At 75.1% G+C, this 25658-nt stretch carries 5 protein-coding genes; all 5 read left to right on the top strand.

The genetic code is table 11. From position 1 onward, the window contains the following. Positions 1-100: 100 nt before the first annotated feature. Positions 101-14395, top strand: coding sequence for an amino acid adenylation domain-containing protein (locus tag ACFY0D_RS05570; RefSeq protein WP_390797111.1), 14295 nt, complete (start codon positions 101-103; stop codon positions 14393-14395). A 20-nt stretch (positions 14396-14415) separates the two neighbouring features. After that, a complete protein-coding gene (locus tag ACFY0D_RS05565) occupies positions 14416-21573 on the top strand; it encodes an amino acid adenylation domain-containing protein (RefSeq protein ID WP_390797110.1) in 7158 nt (2385 codons plus the stop codon). A gap of 116 nt (positions 21574-21689) precedes the next feature. After that, a complete protein-coding gene (locus ACFY0D_RS05560) occupies positions 21690-22523 on the top strand; it encodes a 2,3-dihydro-2,3-dihydroxybenzoate dehydrogenase (RefSeq protein ID WP_390797109.1) in 834 nt (277 codons plus the stop codon). A 188-nt stretch (positions 22524-22711) separates the two neighbouring features. Next, complete coding sequence (dhbC, locus tag ACFY0D_RS05555) at positions 22712-23917, top strand: isochorismate synthase DhbC (protein WP_390797108.1); 1206 nt, start codon at positions 22712-22714, stop codon at positions 23915-23917. Then, positions 23914-25647 (top strand): (2,3-dihydroxybenzoyl)adenylate synthase, encoded by a 1734-nt coding sequence (locus ACFY0D_RS05550; RefSeq protein WP_390797107.1) that lies wholly within the window; start codon positions 23914-23916, stop codon positions 25645-25647. Before dhbC ends, ACFY0D_RS05550 begins: the two co-directional genes overlap by 4 nt. Positions 25648-25658 lie beyond the last annotated feature (11 nt).

The following is a 25658-nucleotide window of genomic DNA, read 5'->3' as shown; positions in this document are numbered from 1 at the left end:
GCCCGCCCCGCCCGCCCGCAGACCCCCGCATCCCGTCGACCTCACCCCGCCGGTCCCGCCACCGGACGGGGACCCGCAGCGAACCTGGAGCACGATGTCCATGACCGAGCGTCCCTCCCAGCGCCTCCCCCTCACCGGGGCCCAGACCGGTGTCTGGTACGGCCAGCGGCTCGACCCCGACTCCCCGGTCTACAACGTCGGCCAGTACGTCGAGATCGACGGCCCGCTGGACGCCGCTCTGTTCGTGGCGGCGCTGCGGCGGACGGTCGCCGAGAGCGAGGCGCTCACCGCGCGCTTCGCGGAGGGCCCCGACGGCGAGCCGTACCAGGTCGCCTGGAGCGGTCCCGCCGCCGGACCGCTGGTCGCCGTACTCGACCACACCGGCCAGGACGACCCGTACGGCACCGCGCTGACCCTCATGCGCGCCGACATGGCGCGCCCCGTGGACCCGGTCCGGGACTCCCTGTACGTGTTCACGCTGCACAAGGTCGGCCCCGACCGCACCCTCTGGTACCAGCGCGCCCACCACATCGTGCTGGACGCCTTCGGGTTCTCCCTGCTCTCGCGCCGCACGGCCGAGGTCTACACGGCTCTCGCCGGGGGCGAGGAGCCGACGCCCACCCCCTTCGGCGGGCTGGAGGTGATCCTTGCCGAGGAGCACGCCTACCGCGCCTCCCCGCGGTTCGCCGAGGACCGCGCCTACTGGCTGGAGCGGCTCGCGGACCACCCCGAGCCGGAGCCTCTGAGCGGCGCCCGCTTCCCCGCGGCGCACGCGTTCCTGCGCGACGGCGCCACCCTGACCCAGGAGGAGACGGCGGGACTGCTCGCCATCGCCCGGGCAGCCAAGGCCAGTTGGGCCGATGTGCTGACCGCGGCGTTCGCCGCGTACCTGCACCGGGCCACCGGCAGCCGGGACGTGCTGCTGTCGCTGCCCGCCATGGCGCGGCTCGGCTCGGCGGCCCTCAAGGTGCCGTCCATGGTCGTCAACGTGCTGCCGCTGCGCGTGGCCGTGCGCCCGCAGACCCCCCTGGCGGAGCTGGTCGCCGCGGTCGCCGCCGACGTCCGCGACCTGCGCCGCCACCAGCGCTACCGCGCCGAGGACATCCGCCGCGACCTCGGGCTGTCCGGCCGCGAACAGGGCCTGCTGGGTCCCATGGTCAACATCAAGGCCTTCGACAACTCCCTCGACTTCGCCGGATCGGCCGGCTCCGTGCACAACGTGGCCGCCGGCCCGGTCGACGACCTCACCCTCGGCGTCTACCACGACGCCGCCGAGGGCCGGATCCGCTTCGAACTCGACGCCAACCCGCAGGCGTACGACGCCGCGACGCTGGCCGCGCGCCGCGCCGAGTTCGCGCACTTCCTCCGCGAGGCCGCCGCGGCCGGGCCCCAGGCACCCGTCGGGCGCCCGGACCTGCTCGCGCCGGCCGCCCGTGACGCCCTGCTGCTCGACCGGAACGACACCGGACACCCGGTACCGGCCGGCACCGTCGTCGACGCCTTCGAGGAGGCCGCCCGGCTGTACCCCGAGGTGCCCGCCGTGATCGCGGGCGCCGACACCCTGGACTACGCCGCCCTGGAGGAGCGCGCCAACCGGCTCGCCCGGCTGCTCATCGGCCGGGGCGCCGGCCCCGAGAGCGTCGTCGGCCTCGCGCTGCCCCGTACCGCCGATCTCGTGGTGGCCCTGCTCGCGGTGCTGAAGGCGGGCGGCGCCTACCTGCCGCTCGACCTCGACTACCCGGCCGACCGGCTGGAGTTCATGGTCGAGGACGCCCGTCCGCTGTGCGTCCTGACCACCCTGGACCGCGCGGCCGCCGCCCCGGTCGTGGACGGGGTCGAAACCGTGGTCCTCGACGCCCCCGACACCCTCACCGAGCTCGCCGACGGCGCCTGCGACGCGCCCGCGGACACCGACCGGACCGCGCCGCTGACCGGTGACCACCCCGCCTACGTGATCTACACCTCCGGGTCCACGGGCCGCCCGAAGGGGGTCGTCGTCCCGCACTCGGCCCTGGCGAACTTCCTGCGCATGCAGGCCGACGCGCTCGAACTGGCCCCCGGGCAGCGGCTCGTCGCGGTCACCACCATCTCCTTCGACATCGCCGCCCTGGAGATCCACACCCCGCTGATCAGCGGCGCCACGGTGGTCCTGGCCGACCGCGACACCGTACGGGACCCGGCCGCGCTCGCCACGCTCGTCGACGCCCACCGCCCCTCCGTCATGCAGGCCACGCCGTCGTTGTGGCACGCCCTGCTGGAGGACGGCCGCCCGGCCTCGCTCGGCGGCACCCGCGTGCTCGTCGGCGGGGAGGCGCTGCCCGCCGCGCTCGCCGAACGGCTCGCGCGCACCGCCCGCACGGTCACCAACGTGTACGGCCCCACCGAGGTCACCGTCTGGGCGACCTCCCGCCGGCTCGACCCCGGGCACACCGGGGTCCCGGACATCGGGGTGCCGTTCTGGAACACCCGCGCCCATGTCCTCGACGGGGCCCTGCGCCCGGTCGGCGCAGGCCGTCCCGGGGAGCTGTACCTCGCCGGGGACCAGCTGGCCCGCGGTTACCTCGGCCGCCCCGCGCTCTCGGCGGAACGTTTCGTCGCGGATCCGTACGGCCCGGCCGGCAGCCGGATGTACCGCACCGGCGACCTCGTACGCCGCCACGCGGACGGCCGGATCGCCTTCCTCGGCCGCGTCGACGACCAGGTCAAGCTGCGCGGCTTCCGCATCGAACTCGGCGAGATCGAGAGCGCGCTGACCGCCGGTGAGGGCGTGGACCGGGCCGTCGCCCTGGTCCGCGAGGACCTCCCCGGCTTCCCGCACCTCGTCGGCTACGTCACCCCCGCCGCCCAGGGGCCCGCCCCCGACGCGGCGGGTCTGCGCCGGGCGCTGGCCGAGCGGCTGCCCGAGTACATGGTCCCGTCCGCCGTGGTCGTCCTCGACGCCTTCCCGCTGACCGCCAACGGGAAGACCGACCGCCGTTCCCTGCCCGCGCCCGACCTGGCCGCGCTCACGGGCACCGGGGCGCGCGCCCCGCGCGGCGCCCGCGAGGAGATCCTCTGCGGGGTCTTCGCCGATGTGCTCGGCCTGGAAACCGTGGGCCCCGACGACGACTTCTTCACGCTCGGCGGCCACTCGCTGCTCGCCGCGCGGGTGATCGCCCGGGTGCGCACCGCCCTGGGCACCGAGTGCGGGATCCGGGACGTCTTCGAGGCGCGCGCGGTGGCCGCGCTCGCCGCGCTCCTGGCCGGACGCACGACAGCCGCCCGTCCGGCACCCGTCGCGGGTCCGCGCCCCGACCCGCTGCCGCTCTCGTACGCGCAGCAGCGCCTGTGGTTCGTGCACCAGGTGGAGGGCGCGAGCGCCACCTACAACATCCCGTTCGTGGTGCGGTTCGACGCGGCGCTCGACGCGGACGCCCTGGACGCGGCCCTGCGGGACGTGGCGGGCCGCCACGAGACCCTGCGCACCGTGTTCGGCGAGCGGGACGGGGAGCCGTACCAGCGGGTGCTGGACGTGGCGGAGGCCGGGGTGCGGCTGCGCGTCCACGACGTGACCGCGGACGGGTCCGAAGCCGCGGTGCGGGCCGCGCTCGGCCATCTCTTCGACCTGTCCGGGGAGGCCCCGCTGCGGGTGACCCTGGTGCGCGACGAGGCGCGGGGGGAGCACGCCCTGGTGGTCCTGCTGCACCACATCGCGAGCGACGAGTGGTCGATGGGGCCGTTCCTGCGCGACCTGGAGCGGGCGTACGCGGCCCGGTGCGCCGGCGAGGACCCGGAGCTCGGTGTTCCGGCCGTGCAGTACGCCGACTTCGCGCTGTGGCAGCGGGAGCTGCTGGGCGGGACACGGACCGACGGTTCGCTCGCCGCCACGCAGGCGGCGTACTGGCGCGGGGCCCTGGCGGAGCTGCCGCCGGAGGCCGGGCTGCCGGCCGACCGGCCGCGCCCGGCCGTGGCCGACCCGGCCGGCGCCATGGTCTTCAAGGCGGTGCCGCGCGAACTCGCGGCGGCCGTGCGCTCGCTGGCGCGCGAAACCGGCACCAGTGTGTTCATGGTGGTGCACGCGGCGGTGGCCGCGGTGCTGCACCGGCTCGGCGCGGGCGAGGACATCGTGCTCGGCAGCCCGGTCGCCGGGCGGAGCGACAGCGCGCTCGACGAGCTCGTCGGCTTCTTCGTCAACACGGTGGTGCTGCGTACCGACCTGTCCGGCGACCCGTCCTTCACGGACCTGCTGGGCCGCGTGCGCACGGCCGACCTGGCCGCGCTCGACCACGCCGACCTGCCCTTCGACACGGTCGTGGAGGAGGTCAACCCGCAGCGCTCGCCCGCCCGCCACCCGCTGTTCCAGACGATGGTCTCGCACAGCACGGTGACCCAGGACGTGGCGAACCTGTTCGGGCATCCCGCCCGGGTGGACCGGGTGGATCCCGGGGTCACCAAGTTCGACCTCGACATCACCTTCTCGGACGCGGCCCACAGCGAGGACCTCGAACTGGAGGTGTTCTACGCGACCGCGCTGTTCGACCGCGCGACCGTGGAGACCTTCGTACGGCGCCTGCTGCGCGCGCTCGCCGCGGCGGTGGCGGCCCCGGCGGACCCGGTGTCCTGGTGGGAGCTGCGGGACGAGGCCGAGCGGGCCCGGCTGGCCCGCTGGAACGACACGGCCCGGCCGGTGGAGCCGGGTGCGGTGACGGAGGTGTTCGCCGCCCGGGCGGCCGCGGCTCCCGACGCGGTGGCGGTGGTCGCCGGGGAGGAGCGGCTGACCTTCGCCGGACTGGAGGACCGCGCGGGCCGGCTGGCGGCCGTGCTGGCCGAGCGCGGGGTCGGCCCGGACGCGGTGGTGGCCCTGGCCGTCCCGCGCTCCGCCGACACCGTGGTGGCCACGCTCGCCGTCCTGAAGGCGGGCGGTGCCTACCTGCCGCTGGACCTGGACCACCCGGCCGAGCGCATCGCGTTCATGCTCGGCGACGCGGCGCCGGTGTGCGCGGTGACCACCCGGGCGGTCGCGGACCGGCTGCCCGGCGTGGACCTGGTGGTGCTGGACGACCCCGCCACCGTGGATCGGCTGGCGGCGGCCGTGCCCGGGGCCGATGTGGCCGTGGACCCCGAGCACGCCGCGTACGTCATCTACACCTCCGGTTCCACCGGCCGCCCCAAGGGCGTCGTGCTCCGGCACGCCGGTCTGACCCGGCTCTTCCGCGACCACGAGCGGGAGCTGTACCTGCCGGTCGCCGAGCGGCTCGGGCGCCGGGTGCGGGCGCTGCACACCGCCTCCTTCTCCTTCGACTCCTCGTGGGAGCAGCTGCTGTGGCTGGTGGCCGGGCACGAGCTGCACGTCCTGGACGAGTACGGGCGCCGGGACGCGGACGCGGTCGTGGCGTACGTGCGCGCGCAGCGGATCGACACGCTCGACGTCACCCCCTCGTACGGCCGGCAGCTGGTCGACGCCGGGCTGCTGGCGGGCGAGTGGCGGCCGCCGCTGTTCCTGCTGGGCGGCGAGGCGGTGCCGCCCGCGCTGTGGGAGGACCTGCGCGCCGTCCCGGGGGTGGAGGCCGTCAACTACTACGGGCCCACGGAGTTCACGGTGGACGCCCTGGTGGCGCGGGTGGGCGACTGCGTCTCGCCGGTGGTGGGCCGGCCGCTCGACAACAGCCGGGCGCACGTGCTGGACGGCCGGCTGCGGCCGGTGCCCGTGGGCGTGCCGGGCGAGCTGTACCTGGCGGGTGAGCAGAACGCGCGCGGCTACCTGCGCCGGTTCGCCCTCACGGCGGAACGTTTCGTCGCAGATCCGTTCGGTTCCCCGGGCTCCCGGATGTACCGCACGGGCGACCTCGTGCGGTGGCGGGCCGACGGCCTGCTGGAGTTCCTCGGCCGGGTCGACGACCAGGTCAAGATCCGCGGCTTCCGGGTGGAGCCGGCCGAGGTGGAGGCCGAACTCGCGGCCCTGGACGGGGTGGCCTCGGCCGCCGTCGTGGTCCGCGAGGACACCCCGGGCCTGCCGCGTCTCGTCGGCTACGTCACGGGCCCGGCCGATCCGGTCCGGCTGCGGGCCGAGCTGGCCGAGCGACTGCCCGAACACCTGGTCCCGGCCGCCGTGATGGTGCTGCCGGTACTGCCGACGAACGTGAACGGCAAGCTCGACAAGGCGGCCCTGCCGGTTCCGGTCGCGACGGCCGACACCTCCGGGCGGGCTCCGAGCGGGGCCGCGGAGGAGCGGATCGCCGAGGTCTTCGCCCGGGTCCTGGGCATCGGCTCGGTCGGCGCCGACGAGGACTTCTTCCGGCTCGGCGGGCATTCCCTGCTGGCCACCCGTGTGGTGGCCCGGATCCGGACGGCCCTGGGCACCGAGTGCTCGGTGCGGGACGTGTTCGAGCTGCGCACGGTCGCCGCGCTCGCGGAGCGGCTGGCCGGCCGCCGCGCGGCGGTCCGCCCGGCGGTCCGCCCGGCCCTGGTGGCGGGCCCGCGCCCGGAGCGGCTGCCGCTGTCGTACGCCCAGGCACGGCTGTGGTTCCTGCACCGGATGGAGGGGCCGAACGCCACGTACAACATCCCGCTGGCCCTGCGGCTGCGCGGGGAGCTGGACGCGGCCGCGCTGGAGGCGGCCGTGCGGGAGGTGACGGCCCGGCACGAGGCGCTGCGTACGCTGTTCACGGAGGATGCCGAGGGCCCGTACCAGCGGGTGCTGGAGCCTTCGGAGACGGTGGTGCCCTTCGCGGTGGCCGACGTCGAACCGGCCGGTCTGGGCCGGGGCCTCGACGCGGCGGCCGGTCACGCCTTCGACCTGGAGAGCGAGACGCCGCTGCGGGTGACCGTGCTGCGCACCGCCGCCGACGAGCAGGTGCTGCTCCTGCTGCTGCACCACATCGCCGGTGACGAGTGGTCGGCCGGCCCGCTGCTGGCCGACCTGGCCGCCGCCTACGCGGCCCGGTGCGCGGGCGGGGTCCTGGAGGCCGCGCCGCCCTCGGTCCAGTACGCGGACTACGCGCTCTGGCAGCGCGAGCTGCTGGGCGACCCTGCGTGTGCCGGGTCGGTGGCGCACGGTCAGGCGGGGTTCTGGCGGGAGGCCCTGGCAGGGCTGCCGCAGGAGCTGACGCTGCCGGTCGACCGCCCGCGTCCGGCCCGCCCCACGCACGAGGGCCGGACCGTGTCCGTGCCGGTGCCGCGGGAGCTCGTCGCACGGATGGAGGCACTGGCCGGGGAGCGGGGCACCACGATGTACACGGTGGTGACCGCGGCCGTGGCGGCGCTGTTGCACCGGCTGGGCGCCGGCACGGACATCCCGCTGGGCAGTCCGGTGGCGGGCCGCGGTGAGGAGGCCCTGGACGCACTGGTCGGGTTCTTCGTGAACACCCTGGTCATCCGGGCCGATCTGGCGGGCGAGCCGTCCTTCGCCGAACTGCTGCGCCGTACGGCCGCCTTCGGGGCCGCCGCCCTGGCCCACGCGGACCTGCCCTTCGACGCGGTCGTCGAGGCGGTCAACCCGGAGCGCTCGCTGTCACGCCACCCGCTGTTCCAGACGATGGTGGCCTACGAGGACGGCGGCGCCGAGCCGCTGCGCGCCCTCGGCCCCCTGACGGCCGAGGAGTTCCCGGTCATGGCGGGGGACGCCAAGTTCGACCTGGAGATCCTGTTCCGCCGCACGCCGGGCACCGCCGGCTCGCCCGCTTCGATGACCTGCGGGGTGCGGTACGCGACCGATCTGTTCGACGCGGAGACCGTACGGTCCCTGCTGGCCCGGCTGCTGCGGCTGCTCGGCGCGGCCCTCGCGGCCCCCGAGGTCCCGCTGGCCGAGCTGGAGCTGCTGGACCCCGCCGAGCGCGCCCAGGTGCTGGACGGGTGGAACGACACCGTCCGGCCGGTGGCGCCGCAGACCCTGGACTCGCTGGCCGCGGCCGGCTCCCGGCGCGATCCGCTGGCCACGGCCCTCGTCTTCGAGGGGCGCGAGCTGTCGCGGGCCGACTTCGAGGAGCGGGTGAACCGGCTGGCGCGGCTGCTGATCGGCCACGGGGTCGGCCCCGAGTCGGTGGTGGCCGTGGCCCTGCCGCGCTCCTTCGACCTGGTGATCGCCCTGCACGCGGTGGTCCGGGCGGGCGGCGCCTACCTGCCGCTCGACCTCGGCCTGCCCACCGAGCGCCTCGCGTACATGACCCGTACCGCCGAGCCGGTCTGCCTGCTCACGGACCTGCCCTCGCTGGGGCCGCTGCCGGAGCTGCCCGGCACCGAGATCCTCGTCCTGGACGCTCCGGAGCGGGCGGCCGAGCTCGCCGCGCTGCCGGGCGGTCCGGTCGCGGACGCGGAGCGGCGTGCGCCGCTGCTGCCCCGCCACCCCGCCTACGTGATCTTCACCTCCGGCTCCACCGGCAAGCCCAAAGGCGTACTGGTCGAGCACGAGGCGATCGTCAACCGGCTGCGCTGGATGCAGGACGCCTACGGGCTGGACTCCACCGACCGGGTGCTGCAGAAGACCCCGGCGAGCTTCGACGTGTCGGTGTGGGAGTTCTTCTGGCCGCTCGCCGAGGGCGTCCCGCTGGTCATCGCCCGCCCCGACGGACACAAGGACCCGCGCTACCTCGCCGAACTGATCCGCGAACAGCGCGTCTCCGTCCTGCACTTCGTCCCGTCCATGCTCGCCGCCTTCCTGGGTGAGGCCGAGATCGCCGACTGCCCGTCCCTGCGCCTGGTCGTGTGCAGCGGCGAGGCTCTGCCGGGCGAGCTCGTCACCCGTTTCCACGCCGCCGCTCCCGGTGGCCGGGCCCGTCTGGTGAACCTGTACGGCCCCACCGAGGCGGCCGTCGACGTCACCGCGGCGGACTGCCCGGCGGCCGGGGAGGGCTCCGCGGCCAACTCCGCCTCCATCGGCGGCCCCGTGTGGAACACCCGGGTGTACGTCCTGGACGCCCGGCTGCGGCCGGTGCCCGTCGGGGTCCCCGGCGAGCTGTACCTGGCCGGTGTCCAGCTGGCCCGCGGCTACCTCGGCCGCCCGGCCCTGACCGGCGAGCGCTTCGTGGCCGACCCGTACGGCGCCCCGGGCGCCCGGATGTACCGCACCGGCGACCTGGTGCGGTGGAGCCGGGACGGGCGGCTGGAGTACCTCGGCCGCACCGACGACCAGGTCAAGCTGCGCGGCTTCCGCATCGAACTCGGAGAGATCCAGGCAGTGCTCAGCGGCTCCCCGGGCATCGCCCAGGCCGCCGCCGTCGTCCGCGAGGACCAGCCCGGCGTGCAGCGCCTCGTGGCCTACGCCGTCCCCGCGCCCGGCGCCGCCGTCGACCCGGCCGCCCTGCGCGCCCTGGCCGCCGCCCGCCTGCCCGAGTACATGGTCCCGGCCGTGGTGGTGCCGCTCGCGGTGCTCCCGACGACGGCCAACGGCAAGCTGGACCGGCGTGCTCTGCCGGCGCCCGCCGCTCCGGTCGCCGGTGCCTGCCGGGCACCGCGCGACGCCCGCGAGGAGATCCTCGCGGGGATCCTGGCCGACGTCCTGGGCCTGGACTCGGTTTGTGTGGAGGACGACTTCTTCGCCCTCGGCGGCCACTCGCTGCTCGCCGCCCGCGCGGTGGGGCGCTTCCGGGCGGCCCTGGACGTGGACTGCGCCGTCCGCGACCTGTTCGAGACGCGGACGGTCGCCGCGCTGTCCGCCCTTCTCGCGGAGCGCACCGGCGCGGGTCGCCCGCGCCTCGCGGCCGCCCCGCGGCCCGAGCGGCTGCCGCTGTCCTTCGCGCAGCGCAGGCTGTGGCTGCTGGACAGCGTGCGCGGTCCGAGCACCACCTACAACGTGCCGCTCGCGGTGCGGCTGAGCGGGCCGGTGGACACCGGGGCGCTGGAGGCGGCGGTGCGCGATCTCGTCGCCCGCCACGAGAGCCTGCGGACCGTGTTCCGTGAGCACGAGGAGGAGCCGTACCAGGTGGTCCTGCCGACCGGGCGGGCCGGTGTGACGCTGACCGTCCGCGAGGTGGCGGCGGACCGGCTGGAGGAGGAGGCGGTCCGCGTCGGCGGGCACGTCTTCGACCTGGCGGCCGAACCGCCGGTGCGGGTCACGCTGCTGCGGGCCGCGCCCGACGACCACCTGCTGGTGGTGCTGGTGCACCACATCGCCACGGACGAGGGTTCGGCCGGCCCGCTGCTGGCGGACCTGGACCGGGCGTACGCCGCCCGGTCGGCGGGCGCGGCGCCCGGCTTCGCCCCGCTGCCGGTGCAGTACGCCGACTTCGCGCTGTGGCAGCGGGGGCTGCTCGGCGACGTCGGCGACCCGGATTCGGTGGCGGCCGGGCAGGCCGCGTACTGGCGGCAGGCGCTGGCCGGCGCCCCCGCGGAGGCGGCGCTGCCCACCGACCGGCCGCGGCCCGCGGTCCCCTCGTACGAGGGGGACGTGGTGACCTTCGAGGTCCCGGTGCGGACCGGCGCGGGGCTGGCGCGGATCGCCCGGGAGGGCGGGGCGACGCTGTTCATGGTGGCGCACGCGGCCGTCGCGGCGCTGCTGCACCGGCTGGGCGCGGGTGAGGACGTTCCGCTGGGCAGTCCGGTGTCGGCGCGGGAGGGCGAGGAGCTCGACGGGCTCGTCGGCTTCTTCCTCAACACGCTGGTGCTGCGCGCCGATCTGTCCGGGGACCCGAGCTTCGCCGAGCTGGTGGCGCGGGTGCGGGACACCGGGCTGGCGGCCTTCGCCCACGCCGATCTGCCGCTGGAGGCGGTGGTCGAGGCGGTGGATCCGGAGCGGTCCCGTGCGCGCAATCCGCTGTTCCAGACGATGGTGACCTACCACTCCACGGACAGCGCGGTTCCCGAGCTGTTCGGGCTGCCGGCCCGGGAGTTCACGGTGGAGACCGGTGGCGCCAAATTCGACCTGGAGATCGCCTTCGGGGCCTCCCAGGAGCACGGGGCGATCGCGGGCGGCATCCGCTTCGCGACGGATCTCTTCGACCGCGGGACGGTCGAACTGCTGGCCCGGCGGCTGCTGTTGCTGCTGGACGCGGTCGTGGAGGCGCCGGACCGGCCGGTCTCGGCGGTCGAGCTGCTGGATCCGGCGGAGCGGGAGCTCGCGCTGCACGGCTGGAACGACACCGCCCGCACCCTGGGCGGACCGCGGACGCTGGCCGCGCTGGTGTCGGCGGGCGCGAAGGAGGAGACCGGCCCCGCGCTGGTCTTCGAGGGCGATGAGCTGTCGCGGGCCGACTTCGAGGAGCGGGTGAACCGGCTGGCGCGGCTGCTGATCGGCCACGGGGTCGGCCCCGAGTCGGTGGTGGCCGTGGCCCTGCCGCGCTCCTTCGACCTGGTGGTCGCCCTGCACGCGGTGGTCCGGGCGGGCGGTGCCTACCTGCCGCTCGACCTCGGCCTGCCCACCGAGCGCCTCGCGTACATGACCCGTACCGCCGAGCCCGTCCTGATACTTACCGACAGCCTGTCGGGAACCTTGCTCGCGCCCGAAGCCGACGGGGAGCGGGTCCTGTTGGACTCCCCCGGCGTCCGGTCCCGGCTCGCCGATCTGGACGGCTCGGACCTGGCCGAGGCGGAGCGGCGCGCACCCCTGCTGCCCCGCCACCCGGCCTACGTGATCTTCACCTCCGGCTCCACCGGCAAGCCCAAGGGCGTACTGGTCGAGCACGAGGCGATCGTCAACCGGCTGAAGTGGATGCAGGACGCCTACACCCTGCGCCCGGAAGACCGGGTGCTGCAGAAGACCCCGGCGAGTTTCGACGTGTCGGTGTGGGAGTTCTTCTGGCCGCTCGCCGAGGGCGTCCCGCTGGTCATCGCCCGCCCCGACGGGCACAAGGACCCGCGCTACCTCGCCGAACTGATCCGCGAACAGCGCGTCTCCGTCCTGCACTTCGTCCCCTCCATGCTCGCCGCCTTCCTCGGCGAAACCGGGATCGCGCACTACCCCACCCTGCGCCTGGTCGTGTGCAGCGGCGAGGCTCTGCCGAGCGAACTCGTCACCCGCTTCCATGCCTCGGCCGGGGGCGCCCCGGTGGCACTGGAGAACCTCTACGGCCCCACGGAGGCGGCCGTCGACGTCACCTCCGGTGCCTGCACCGCGCGCACCGCCGCCGAGGGACGGGCCTCGGCCTCGATCGGTCTGCCGGTGTGGAACACCCGCGTGTACGTGCTCGACGAGCAGTTGCGGCCGGTGCCCGTGGGGGTTCCCGGCGAGCTGTACCTGGCCGGCGTCCAGCTGGCCCGCGGCTACCTCGGCCGCCCGGCCCTGACCGGCGAGCGCTTCGTGGCCGACCCGTACGGCGCCCCGGGCGCGCGGATGTACCGCACCGGGGACCTCGTCCGGCGCCTCGCCGACGGGCGGATCGACTACCTCGGCCGCGCCGACGACCAGGTCAAGCTGCGCGGCTTCCGCATCGAACTCGGGGAGATCCAGGCCGTACTGACGAGCGCGCCGGAAGTGGCGCAGGCCGCCGTCGTCGTCCGTGAGGACCAGCCCGGCGTACGCCGCCTGGTGGCCTACGCGGTCCCGGCGCCCGGCGCCACCCTCGACCCGGCCGCCCTGCGCACCCTGGCCGCCGCCCGCCTGCCCGAGTACATGGTCCCGGCCGTGTTCACGGTGCTGGAGCGGCTGCCGCTGTCCCCGAACGGCAAGCTGGACCGGCGGGCGCTGCCCGCGCCGGTGATCGCCGTACCGGCCGCACCGCTCCCGCAGGCCGCCCGGGCGCCCGCCGGGACCCCCGAGCAGATCCTGTGCGCCCTGATGGGTGAGGTGCTGGGGCTGCCCGGGGTCGGCCCCGACGCCAACTTCTTCGAGCTCGGCGGCGACAGCATCGTCTCCATCCGGCTCGTGGGGCTGGCCCGCAAGGCCGGGCTGACCGTCTCCGCCCGGCAGATCTTCACGCACCCGACCCCGGCCGCCCTCGCATCGGTCGCCACCGTGCCCGAGGGCCCGGCCGCAGCCGCCGCCCGTACGGCCGACGCGGGGCCCGGCCCGCTGCCGCTGCCCCCGGTGGCGTCCTGGCTGGCCGAACGGGGCGGCCCGTTCGCCTCGTTCGCACAGGCCCGGCTGGTCCGGCTGCCCGCCGGGGCCAGGCGCCCGCAGCTGACCGCCGCGCTGCAGGCCGTACTGGACCACCACGACGCGCTGCGCCAGTTGCTGACCGTGCCCCGTCCCGGGGTGTGGAGCGCGGAGATCCGGCCGGCGGGTGCGGTGGACGCCGCCGCCGTCCTGGAGGGCGTGGACGCGGCGGGCCTGTCGGAGGCCGCCCTGCGCGAGCTGGTCGCCGCCGAGTCGGAGCGGGTGTGGCGCCTGCTGGATCCCGAGTCGGGGGCGCTCGTACGCGCCGTGCACCTCGACCGGGGTCCGGACGAGCCGGGCCGGCTGCTGCTCGTCGTCCACCACCTCGCGGTGGACGAGGTGTCCTGGCAGATCCTGCTGCCCGACCTGCAGGCCGCCCACGAGGCCGCCGCAGCGGGCCGGACACCGGTCCTGGAGCCGGTCGGGACCCCGCTGCGGGCCTGGACCACGCACCTGCTGGCCGAGGCGCAGAGCCCACGCCGCACCGCAGAGCTCGACCGCTGGCTGGCCGCCGCCCCCGGCAGGCCGCTGCTCGCGGGACGTCCGCTGGACCCGGGCACCGACACGGCGGCCACCGCGCGCCGGCTGTCCGTACGCATCTCCGCGGAGCGCACGGCTCCGCTGCTCCAGGCCGTCCCGGCCGCCTTCCACGGCACGGTCGGGGACACCCTGCTGAGCGCGCTGGTCCTGGCGGTCGGCGACTGGGCGGCCCGTTCGGGCCGGCCCCGGCCGGACGGGTTCACGGTGGACCTGGAGGGGCACGGCCGGGAGCAGGAGCTGCTGCCGGGCGCCGACCTCACCCGCACGGTGGGCTGGCTGACCAGCATCCACCCGCTGCGGCTGCCGGTGGGCGCGTACGACCCGGCGGCGGTGGCCGCCGGGCGCACGGACGCCGGGGCGCTGCTCAAGGAGGTCAAGGAGCTGCTGCGGGCGGTGCCCGACGGCGGGCTCGGCGCCGGTCTGCTGCGCTACAACAACCCGGCCACGGCAAGGCTGTTCGACCCGGCGACCCGTGCCGAGATCCTGTGGAACTACCTGGGCCGGCAGACCGGCCGGGCCGGCTCCGCCTGGGGCCCGGCCCCGGAGGCGGACGCCCTGTCCGCCCGCCCCGACCCGGCGATGCCGCTCTCCCACGTACTGGAGATCACCGCGGAGATCACCGACGGGGACGGCGGGCCGGAACTCACCGCCCACTTCATCTGGGCGGGCGAGGCGCTCTCCCAGGACACCGTGGGGCAGCTCGCGGACGGCTGGACGGCCGCCGTGGACTCCCTCGCCGCCTGGGCCGACGGCAGCACGTCCGCGGGGTACACCCCCTCGGACCTCGACCTGGTCGATCTCGACCAGGACCAGATCACCATGCTCGAAGAAATGTGGAGGGCCCAGCAGTGACGCAGGCTCGAATAGAGGACATGCTTCCGCTGTCCCCCTTGCAGCAGGGCATGCTGTTCCACTCCGTCTACGACGCGGGCGCGCCGGACGTGTACACGGTGCAGGTCTCCGTGTCGCTGGCCGGCCCCGTCGACGCGGACCGGATGGAGCGGGCGGGCGCGGCGCTGCTGCGCCGCCACCCCAACCTGCGGGCCGGATTCTGGCACGAGGGGGTGCCGCAGCCGGTGCAGTTCGTGCCGGCCCAGGTGACCTTCGCGCTGGGCCGGGCGGACCTGTCGGCCGATCCCTCGCAGGCCGCGGTGCGCCGGGTGGAACGGGCCGAGCTGGAGCGCCGGTTCGAGCTGCACCGGCCGCCGCTGCTGCGCCTGCTGCTGGTGCGCCGCGGCCCGGACGACCACCTGCTGGTGGTCACCGTGCACCACATCCTGGTCGACGGCTGGTCGATGCCGCTGCTCGTCGGGGACCTCCTCGCGCTGTACGAGAGCGACGGCGGCTCCTCGGCCCAGCAGCCGGTGCGCCCCTACCGCGACTACCTCAAGTGGCTGAAGGCGCAGGACGTCCCGGCCGCCGAGGGCGCCTGGCGCTCGGCGCTGGCCGGGCTGGACGAGGCCGTGCTGGTGGCCCCGGCCGACCCGTCCCGTACCGCGGTGCGGCCCGGGGTGCACCGCGTGGAGCTGTCCGGGGCGGCCACAGCCCGGCTGACGGCCGCGGCGCGGTCGCTGGGCACCACGCCCAGTACGGTGATCCAGGCGGTCTGGGGGCTGCTGCTCGGCAGTCTGACGGGCCGCCGGGACGTGGCCTTCGGGCTGACGGTCGCGGGCCGGCCCGAGGAGATCCCCGGGGTCGAGTCGATGGTCGGTCTGTTCATCACGACGGTGCCGGTGCGGCTCACGGCGCGGCCGTGGGAGAGCGTCGCGGACCTGCTGAGACGGTTCCGGGACGAGCAGAACGCGCTGCTGGCCCACCACCACCTGGGCCTGCGCCTGATCCAGAAGCAGGCGGGCGGCGGCGAGCTGTTCGACACCCTCGTCGTCATCGAGAACTATCCGGTGGACCCGTCCGCCCGCCCGGCGCTGTCCGACGGGGTGCGGGTGACGGGCATCGAGGCCCGGGACGGCACGCACTACCCGCTCACCCTGTCCGTGTCCCTGGACGAGCGGGCCGAACTGGCCCTGGAGTACCGGCCGGACCTGTTCGACGCCCGGACCGCCGCCCGCGTGGCCGAGCGGTTCGCCTCCCTGCTGGACCAGGTCGCGGGCGACCCCGGCCGCCCGGTGGGGACGCTGGAACCGCTGACCGCCGCCGACCGCGCGGAGCTGCGTACCGCGGAAGCGGGCGCCTCGCGGGACGTGGCGGACGGTACGGTCGCCGACCGGTTCGCCGCGCAGGCCGCCGCGACGCCGGACGCCGTCGCCGTGGTCTCGGGCCCCGACCGGCTGACCTTCGCGGAACTCGACGACCGGGCGGAGCGGCTGGCGGCGCTGCTGGCCGCGCGCGGCGCCGGGCCCGAGTCGGTCGTGGCGCTGGCCGTGCCGCGCTCGGCCGCGTCGGTGGTGGCCATCCTGGCCGTCCTGAAGTCGGGGGCCGCCTACCTGCCGCTGGACCTGGACTACCCGGCCGACCGGATCGCCCTGATGCTGGACGACGCGGCGCCGGCGTGTGTGCTGACGACGGAGGCGGCGCTCGCGCTGCTACCCGCCGAGGCCGTGGGCGGACCTGCGCGGATCGCCTTGGACTCGGCGGAGGCGACCGCCGAACTCGTCGCGTACGGCGGTGGTTTCCGGCCGCCGCGCGCGGAGTCCGGGCACCCGGCCTACGTGATCTACACCTCCGGTTCCACGGGCCGCCCCAAGGGCGTGGTCCTGACCCATGGCGGCCTGTCGAACCTGTACGCCAACCACATCGCGGACGTCTTCGCCCCCGCCGTCGCGGCGGCGGGCGGACGATCGCTGCGCGCCCTGCACACCGCCTCTTTCAGCTTCGACACCTCCTGGGAGCAGCTGTTCTGGCTGGTCTCGGGCCACGAGCTGCACGTCCTGGACGAGATCGCCCGCCGCGACGCCGAGTTCACCGTCGCATACGTCCGTGAGCACCGGATCGACGCCATGGACGTGACACCGACCTACGCCGGCGCCCTGCTGGAGTGGGGGCTGCTGAGCGGCTCGCACCACCGGCCGGGGCTGCTGCTGCTCGGCGGCGAGGCCGTCCCGGAGGCGCTGTGGACCGAGGTCCGTGCGGCTCCCGGAGTCATGTCGGTGAACCTGTACGGGCCCACCGAGTACACGGTGGACGCCCTCGGCGCCGACCTGGCCGACTCGGCCACCCCGATCGTGGGCCGGCCCATCGGCAACACCTGCGCCCGCGTCCTGGACTGCGCCCTGCGGCCCGCGCCGGCCGGCACCCCCGGCGAGCTGTACCTGGCCGGCCACGGCCTGGCCCGCGGCTACCTGGGCCGGTTCGCGCTGACCGCCGAGCGGTTCGTGGCCGACCCGTACGGTCCGGCCGGCTCGCGGATGTACCGTACGGGCGACCTCGTACGGCTGCGCGCCGACGGGCAGCTGCAGTTCCTCGGGCGGGCCGACGACCAGGTCAAGATCCGCGGCTACCGGATCGAGCTCGGCGAGGTGGAGTCCGCGCTGTCCGCGCTGCCCGCTGTCGGGTCCGCCGCCGTGGTGGTCCGCGAGGACACCCCCGGGGTCAAGCGGCTCGTCGGCTACGTGACCGGCCCGGTCGAACCGGCGTCGCTCCGGGAGGCGCTGGCGGCCGTACTGCCCGACTACATGGTCCCGGCGGCCGTGGTGGTCCTGGACTCGCTGCCGACGAACGTCAGCGGCAAGCTGGACCGGGGCGCGCTGCCCGCGCCCGAGCTGGGCGCTGCCGAGCTGTCGCGGCCGCCGCGCGACGCCCGCGAGGAGGCGCTGTGCGCCGTGTTCGCGCAGGTGCTGGGGCTGGCCTCGGCCGGGATCGACGACGACTTCTTCGCGAGGGGCGGGGACAGCATCGTCTCCATCCAGCTGGTGACCCGGGCCCGCAAGGCGGGCCTGGTCCTCACTCCGCGCGACGTCTTCGAGCAGCGGACCGTGGAGCGGATGGCGGCCGCGGCCCGCAACGCCTCGGACCAGGACGGCGGTTATCTGGCGTCGGCCGGCCCGCTCGTCACCCTCGACGCCGGGCAGGAGGCCGCGCTGGCCGCGGTGTTCCCGCACGTGGCGGAGGTCCTGCCGCTCGCGCCGCTGCAGGAGGGCCTGTACTTCCACTCCGTCTACGACGACCGGGCCCTCGACGTCTACCTGATGCAGAACTTCGTCGAGCTGCTGCACGCCGTCGACGGGCCCGCCCTGCGCGCCGCCTTCGACGCGCTGCTGCGCCGCCACCCCAACCTGCGGTCCGGTTTCTGGCACGAGGGCCTGGACGGCCCGGTGCAGGTGGTGCCGGGCGAGTGGGAGCTGCCCTGGCGGGAGATCGACCTGAGCCATCTCGGCCGGGCGGCGCAGGACGAGGCGCTGCGGGAGTTCTCGCTCGCCGACGCGGCGGCCCGGTTCGACCTGGCGGCCCCGCCGCTGCTGCGCGTGGCCCTGATCCGCTTCTCGGCGGAGCGCTGGATGCTGTGCGTGACGCAGCACCACATCCTGACCGACGGCTGGTCGGAGTCGCTGTTCTTCGAGGAGCTGTTCGCCCTGTACGGGCACGGCGGCTCGGCGGACGTGCTGCCGCCCGTCACCCCGTACCGGGACTACCTGCGCTGGCTGTCGGCCGTGGACCGGGAGGCCGCCGGGCAGGCGTGGCGCAGCCACCTGTCCGGGCTGGACCAGGCCACGCTCGTGGCCCGGGCCGATCCGAACCGGCAGCCGGTGACCGCCGAGGTGGTGGACCTGTCCCTGGACGAGGCGACCAGCGACCGGCTGCGGTCCTTCGCGCGCGGCTGCGGGGTCACCCTGAACACGGTGCTCAGCACGGCCTGGGCGATGGCGCTGGCCGGGATGACGGGCCGGGACGACGTGGTGTTCGGTGCCACCGTCTCCGGCCGTCCCGCGGATCTCGCCGGGGTCGACCAGATGATCGGCATGTTCATGAACACGCTGCCGTTCCGGGTCGCCCTGCGCCCCGACGAGCCGCTGCGCGAGCTGCTGGTGCGGGTGCAGGGCGAGCACGCGGCGCTGCTGCCCCACCACTACGTGGGACTCGGCCCGATCCAGCAGCTGACCGGTCTCGGGCAGCTCTTCGACACCCTGTACGTGTTCCGCAACACGCCGCTGAACGACGCCGCCCGCGAGGAGGCGGTGACGGCCCACGCGATCGGCTGGACGCACAGCGTCGACGGCACGCACTACCCGCTGACCCTCGCCGTCACCCCCGGTCCGGCACTTGAGCTGAGCCTCGGCTACCGGCCCGACCTGTACGACGAGGCCACCGCCCGGAACCTGGCGGGCCGGCTCGCCCTGCTGGTGGAGCAGCTCGCCGACGGCGGGGCGGTCCCGGTGGGCCGGCTGGTCACCCTGGACGCGGTGGAGCGGGCCGAACTGCTGGCGACCGGCGACGACATGGGCCACGCCGTCCCGGACACGACGGTGATCGACCTGTTCGCCGAGCAGGCCGCGCGGACGCCCGGGGAGACGGCGCTGGTCTTCGAGGACCAGCGGCTCAGTTACGCGGAGCTCGACTCCCGGGCCGACCGGCTGGCCCGGGCCCTGGTGGCGCGTGGTGCGGGACCGGAGGCCGTGGTGGCCCTCGGTCTGCCCCGGTCGGCCGACTTCGTGGTCGCGCTGTTCGCCGTACTGAAGACCGGCGCGGCCTATCTGCCGCTGGACCTGGACCACCCCGTGGACCGGCTCGGTGCGATGGTGGCGGACGCCGCTGCGCTGTGCCTGGTCACGACGGCCCCGGTGACGGACCGGCTGCCGGTGGTGGAGGGCGTACCTGCGCTGCTGCTGGACGACCCGGCGGTCCTCGCCGAACTGGCGGCGCTGCCGGACGGGCCCCTGGCGGAATCGGAGCTGACGGGCGTCCGGGACGGCCGGCACCCGGCGTACATCATCTACACCTCCGGCTCCACCGGCCGGCCCAAGGGGGTCGTGGTCCCCTACTCGGGCCTGACCAACATGCTCCTCAACCACCGCGAACGCATCTTCGCTCCGGCGGTGGCCCTGGCGGGCGGGCGCCGGATGAAGGTGGCGCACACCGTGTCCTTCGCCTTCGACATGTCGTGGGAGGAGTTCTTCTGGCTGGTCGACGGGCACGAGGTGCACGTCATCGGCGAGGAACTGCGGCTGGACCCGGCGGCCCTGACCGCGCACTACGACCGCGTGGGCATCGACGTGGTCAACGTGACGCCCTCCTACGGCCTGCAGCTGGTCGAGGCGGGTCTGCTGGACGCGGACCGGCACCGGCCCACGCTGTTCCTGCTGGGCGGTGAGGCGGTACCGGACGGCCTCTGGGAGCTGCTCAAGGGCACCGAGGGCACGATGGGCTACAACCTGTACGGCCCGACCGAGTACACGATCAACGCGCTGGGCGCCGACGTGGACGACAGCGTCAGCTCCTGCGTCGGCCGGCCGATCCACAACACCCGGGCCTACGTGCTCGACAGCGCGCTGCGGCCGGTTCCGGCGGGCGTGGCCGGTGAGCTGTACCTCGCGGGGGCGGGCCTGGCCCGCGGCTACTTCGGCCGCCCGTCGCTGACGGCGGAGCGGTTCGTGGCCGATCCGTTCGGCGAGCCGGGGACGCTGATGTACCGGACGGGCGACCTGGTGCGCTGGCGCGGGGACGCGCAGATCGACTACCTCGGGCGCGCGGACGACCAGGTCAAGATCCGCGGGTTCCGCATCGAGCTCGGCGAGGTCGAGTCGGCGGTCGCGGCCGAGCCGGGCGTCGCGGCGGCGGCCGTGGTCGTCCACACCGGACCGTCCGGAGTCAAGCGGCTGGTCGCCTACACGGTGGCGTCGGCCGCGCAGGCGCCCGAACCGGCCGCCCTGCGGGCCCGGCTGTCGGCCGCGCTGCCCGAGTACATGGTTCCGTCGGCCTTCGTGGAGCTGTCGGCCCTGCCGCTGACGGTGAACGGCAAGGTGGACCGGGCGGCGCTGCCCGCCCCCGGCTTCGGGGACGCGGGCGGCGGCCGGGCGCCGAAGGACGCCCGCGAGGAACTGCTCTGCGCGATCTTCGCGGACGTGCTGGGGCTGGAGCGGGTGGGGGCCGAGGACAACTTCTTCGAGCTCGGCGGCCATTCGCTGCTGGCGATGCGGCTGGTCGGCCGGATCCGCGCGGAACTCGGCACGCCGGTCCAGGTCGGGGCCGTGATGGCCGCGCCGACGGTGGCCGACCTGGCCGCCCGGATCGGCTCGGACGCCCGCCGGGACGCACTGCGGGTGCTGATGCCGCTGCGCGAACGGGGTACGGCGGCGCCGCTGTTCTGCTTCCACCCGGCGTCCGGCTTCGCCTGGCAGTACACGGGTCTGCTGCGGCACCTGGACGCGGACCGGCCGGTTTACGGGCTCCAGTCGCCGGGGCTCGCGGGAGTACAGCCCGAGGTGGCAGATGTCGCAGCCTTGGCGGAGCTGTACCTGGAGGAGATCCGCACGGTGCAGCCCGAGGGCCCGTACCACTTCCTCGGCTACTCCTTCGGCGGGACCGTGGCGCAGACGCTGGCCGCGCTGCTCCAGGAGCGCGGGGAGGAGGTCGCCTTCCTGGGGCTGCTGGACGCGTACCCGCCGGAGATCGAGGACTGGTCGTACATCGACGCCCCGGACTGGCGCGAGCGGCTGGAGCGCGAGGAGAGCGGCTTCCTGCTCTCGGTGGCCGGGCTCGACCAGCCGCGGGGAGACGCTCCGGTGGACCGGGCGGAGGCGGTCGGTGCGATCCGCGACAGCCAGGGCCTGCTGGCCGGCTTCGACGAGGCGCTGCTGGGGGCGATCGTCGACACGAACGTGCACTGCGTGCGGCTGCTGTCGCGCAGCCGGACCCGCCGCTACCGGGGTGACGTGCTGTTCTTCACCGCGTCCCGGTCCACCCCGGCGGAGGAGGCACCGGGGCTGGTCTGGCCCGCGTACCTGGACGACGGCCGGATCGAGGAGCACGTCCTGGACTGCTCGCACGACGACCTGATGTCCCCCGGAGTCCTGGCGGAGATCGGCCCGGTTCTGGCCCGCGCACTGGCGTCGGCCCGATCGGCCGGCCGGGGCTGACCCCCCCCTGGCTGTGGGTGGGGCGCTGCGGCGCCCCACCCACAACGCACCTGTTCGCGTAGTGCCGTTCAGTATTTCATTAGGTTAGGCTTACCTAAGCATTGAGGAGGGGCGACATGTCCGACCACCGTGAGCCCGGCATTCCCGGGACCAGCGGATTCACCGGCAAGGTCGCGCTCGTCACCGGCGCGGGCCAGGGCATCGGCGAGGCCGTCGTCCGTGCGCTGTTCCGCCTCGGTGCCACCATCGCGGCGACGGACGTCTCGGCGAAGGCCGTCATCGCGCTGGCGGCGGAACTGGACCCGGAGGCCGGGCGAGCACCGGCGGCCGGCGACGGGACCGTCCGCGCCTACGAACTCGACGTCACCGACCCGGCGGCCGTCGACCGCACCGTCGGGCGGATCGGGCGGGAACTCGGCCCGGTCGACATCCTGGTGAACGTGGCCGGGATCCTGCGCGCGGCGCCGGTCGCGGAACTGACCGACGAGGACTGGGCGGCCACCTTCGCCGTCAACGTCCAGGGCGTCTTCTTCACCTCCCGCGCCGTCGTCCCCGGCATGGCCGCCCGCGGCTCCGGGAGCGTGATCACCATCGCCTCGAACGCCGCCGGGATCCCTCGCACCGGCATGGCCGCGTACGCCGCCTCGAAGGCCGCGGCCGTCATGTTCACCAAGTGTCTGGGGCTGGAGTACGCGCGCAGCGGGGTGCGCTGCAACATCGTGGCCCCCGGCTCCACCGACACCCCCATGCAGTGGGGGCTCTGGAACGACCCGCAGGCGCCCTCACGGGTGCTGGACGGGGACCTCGCCAGCTACCGGACAGGGATTCCGCTGGGCCGGATCGCCGACCCGCAGGACATCGCGGACGCCGTCGTGTTCCTCGCCTCGGACCAGGCGCGCCACATCACCATGCAGGACCTCTACGTGGACGGCGGAGCCACGCTGCGCTGACCCGGCGGCAGCCCCCGTCCACCCTCGCGCACCACGCGCGATCCCCGCGTCACGCGTGCCACCCGCGCCACGCGCACCACCCCGCACCGCCCCGCACCGCCCGCAGCCGGCGACCGCCCGGCCGCACCCACCTGCCCGCACCTGCCCGCACCTGCCCCCACCTGCCCCCACCCTGAAGAGGAGTCACCGTGCCGACGGTCCACCAAGTCGCCACGCCCCCCGCACCGGCCGATCCGGTGCACCCCTCCGTCGGCGCCGCCACCACGCTGCTCGACGCCTACCGCAGCGGAGCCCGGTTCCTCGCGACACCCACCCGGACACTGCTGGCGCAGGGCATCCGCCAGGAGGTCGCGCACTGCGCCGAACCCCTGCCGCACCGCGTCGCCCAGGCCCTGGCCGAGGCCCGGCGGGCCGGGCACCCCTACCCCGTGGTGATCGGCGCGATCCCCTTCGCCCCCGGCGCCCGCGCAGCCCTCGTCGTCCCGGAGTCCCTGCGCAGCGGCCCGCCGCTCGCCTCGGACCCGCTGATCGCCCTGCCCGCCGCCGGTCCGGCGACCGCCGACTGGGCCATCGCCTCCGTCCCCGAGCCCGATGTCTACGCCAAGGGCGTGGCCTCGGCCGTGGACCGGATGTGGCAGGGCGAGTTCAGCAAGGTCGTGCTGGCCCGGACCCTGGAACTCGCCTCCGACAGACCGCTGGACATACCCGCCATGGTCCAGCGGCTCGCCCGCCGTGACCCCTCCGGCTACACCTTCGCGCTCCCCACCGGCCCCGGCCGCAACCTGCTCGGCGCCAGCCCCGAGCTGCTGCTGTCCCGCCGGGGCGACCGGCTCATCTCCAACCCGCTGGCCGGGTCGACCCCGCGCAGCGCGGACCTCGCCGAGGACGTCCGCCGGGCCGCCGCCCTGCTCCAGTCGGCCAAGGACCTGCACGAGCACGCCGTCGTCGTCGACGCCGTGCACCAGGCCATGGCCCCGTACTGCACCTCCCTCGACGTCCCGGAGCGCCCCACCCTGCTCCGTACGGCCACCATGTGGCACCTGTCCACCACCGTGACCGGGGTGCTCGCACAGCCCGACGTCTCCGCGCTGGAGATCGCCTCCAGCCTGCACCCGACCCCGGCCGTCTGCGGCAGTCCGACCGACGTGGCCCGCAGGGTGATCGAGGAGACCGAGCCCTTCGACCGCGGCTTCTTCACCGGCATGATCGGCTGGGAGGACGGCACCGGTGACGGCGAGTGGGTCGTCACGATCCGCTGCGCGGAGGCCGAGGACAACCGGCTGCGCCTGTACGCCGGGGCGGGGGTCGTCTCCGCGTCCGAGCCCGGGGCCGAGACCGCGGAGACCGCCGCGAAGTTCCGTACCTTCCTGCAGGCCGTCGGGGCCGAGCTGTGAGCGACTCCCCCGACGACCACGGCCACGGCCACGGCCACGGCCACGACTCCGCGGCAGCGGCCTGGTGGCCCTGGCCCGCCGAGTTCGCCGAGCGCTACCGGGCGGCCGGCTGGTGGCGGGGCGAGACCTTCGGATCCGTGCTGCGGGAGCGGGCCGCGGCCCACCCCGACCGGATCGCCGTCGTGGACCCGGCCGGCGGCCCGGACGGCGGCCGGCGCACCTGGAGCTACGGCGAACTCGACGCGCGGGCCGACCGGATGGCCGCGGGTCTCATGGCGCGCGGCATCGCCCCCGGCGACAAGGTGGTCGTGCAGCTGCCGAACACGGCCGAGTTCTTCGAGGTCGTCTTCGCGCTCTTCCGGATCGGCGCCCTGCCCGTCTTCGCGCTCCCGGCCCACCGCCGTACGGAGATCTCCTACTTCTGCTCCTTCACCGGCGCGGCCGCGTACGTGATCCCCTCGGTGCACGGCGGCCACGACTACCGCGAGCTCGCCGCCGCCGTCCGCGCCGAAGTCCCCGGGCTGCGCGAGGTGTTCGTCGCGGACGGCGACCCGGGCGCCTTCACCGCGCTGGCCGACGTCCCCCTGGACGTGCCCGCCGGAGGGCTCGGCGACGGGCCCGCCCCGCACGACCTCGCCTTCCTCCAGCTCTCCGGCGGCAGCACGGGCGTGCCCAAGCTGATCCCGCGCACCCACGACGACTACATCTACTCGCTGTGGGGCTCGAACGAGATCTGCGCGGTGGACGCGGACTCGGTGTACCTCGTGGCCCTGCCCGCCGCCCACAACTTCCCGCTGTCCTCACCCGGTTCGCTCGGCACCCTGTACGCCGGCGGCCGCGTGGTGCTGTGCCCGCAGCCGGTGCCCGACGTCGCCTTCCCGCTGATCGAGTCCGAGGGCGTGACGATCACCGGCCTGGTGCCTCCGCTGGCCCTGCTCTGGACGGAGGCCGCCGCGCGCACCGACCGGGACCTCGCCAGCCTCGACGTCCTGCTGGTGGGCGGCGCCAAGTTCAGCGAGGAGGCCGCCCGCCGGGTCCGCCCCGGCCTGGGCTGCACGCTCCAGCAGGTGTTCGGGATGGCGGAGGGGCTGGTGAACTACACCCGCCTCGACGACCCCGAGGAGACCGTCGTCACCACCCAGGGCCGGCCGGTCTCCCCGGACGACGAGATCCGGATCGTCGACGACGAGGACCGCGAGGTGCTCCCCGGCGAGTCCGGCCACCTGCTGACCCGCGGCCCCTACACCATCCGCGGGTACTGGAACGCCCCGGAGCACAACGCCCGGTCGTTCACCGCGGACGGTTTCTACCGCACCGGGGACATCGTCCGGATGACGCCCACCGGGCACCTGGTCGTCGAGGGACGCGCCAAGGACCAGATCAACCGGGGCGGGGAGAAGATCGCGGCGGAGGAGGTGGAGAACCACATCCTGGCGCATCCGGCCGTCCACGACGCCAATGTGGTCGGCGAACCGGACCCCTATCTCGGCGAACGCACCTGTGCCTACGTGATCCTGCGCGAGGGCGCCGGAGAGCTGCGGCCCGCCGCCGTGAAGAAGTTCGTGCGGGAGCGCGGCCTCGCGGCGTACAAGGTGCCGGACCGGGTGGAGTTCGTCGTCGCCTTCCCCAAGACCGGAGTGGGCAAGGTCTCCAAACGGGACCTGCGCACCGCCGCTCCCGCCGACCCGGCTGCCCCGGCCGCCGTCCCCGTACCGCCCCATCAGCACTGAACGGACGAACC

The organism is Streptomyces sp. NPDC001502 (assembly GCF_042894785.1).
GTDB lineage: Bacteria > Actinomycetota > Actinomycetes > Streptomycetales > Streptomycetaceae > Streptomyces > Streptomyces kutzneri.
This window is presented reverse-complemented; position numbering and strand designations above follow the sequence as displayed.

Excerpts from the sequence above, each read along its gene's own strand:
- ACFY0D_RS05570 (WP_390797111.1), top strand. The coding sequence starts at position 101 with ATGACCGAGCGTCCCTCCCAGCGCCTCCCCCTCACCGGGGCCCAGACC.
- ACFY0D_RS05565 (WP_390797110.1), top strand. The coding sequence starts at position 14,416 with ATGCTTCCGCTGTCCCCCTTGCAGCAGGGCATGCTGTTCCACTCCGTC.
- ACFY0D_RS05560 (WP_390797109.1), top strand. The coding sequence starts at position 21,690 with ATGTCCGACCACCGTGAGCCCGGCATTCCCGGGACCAGCGGATTCACC.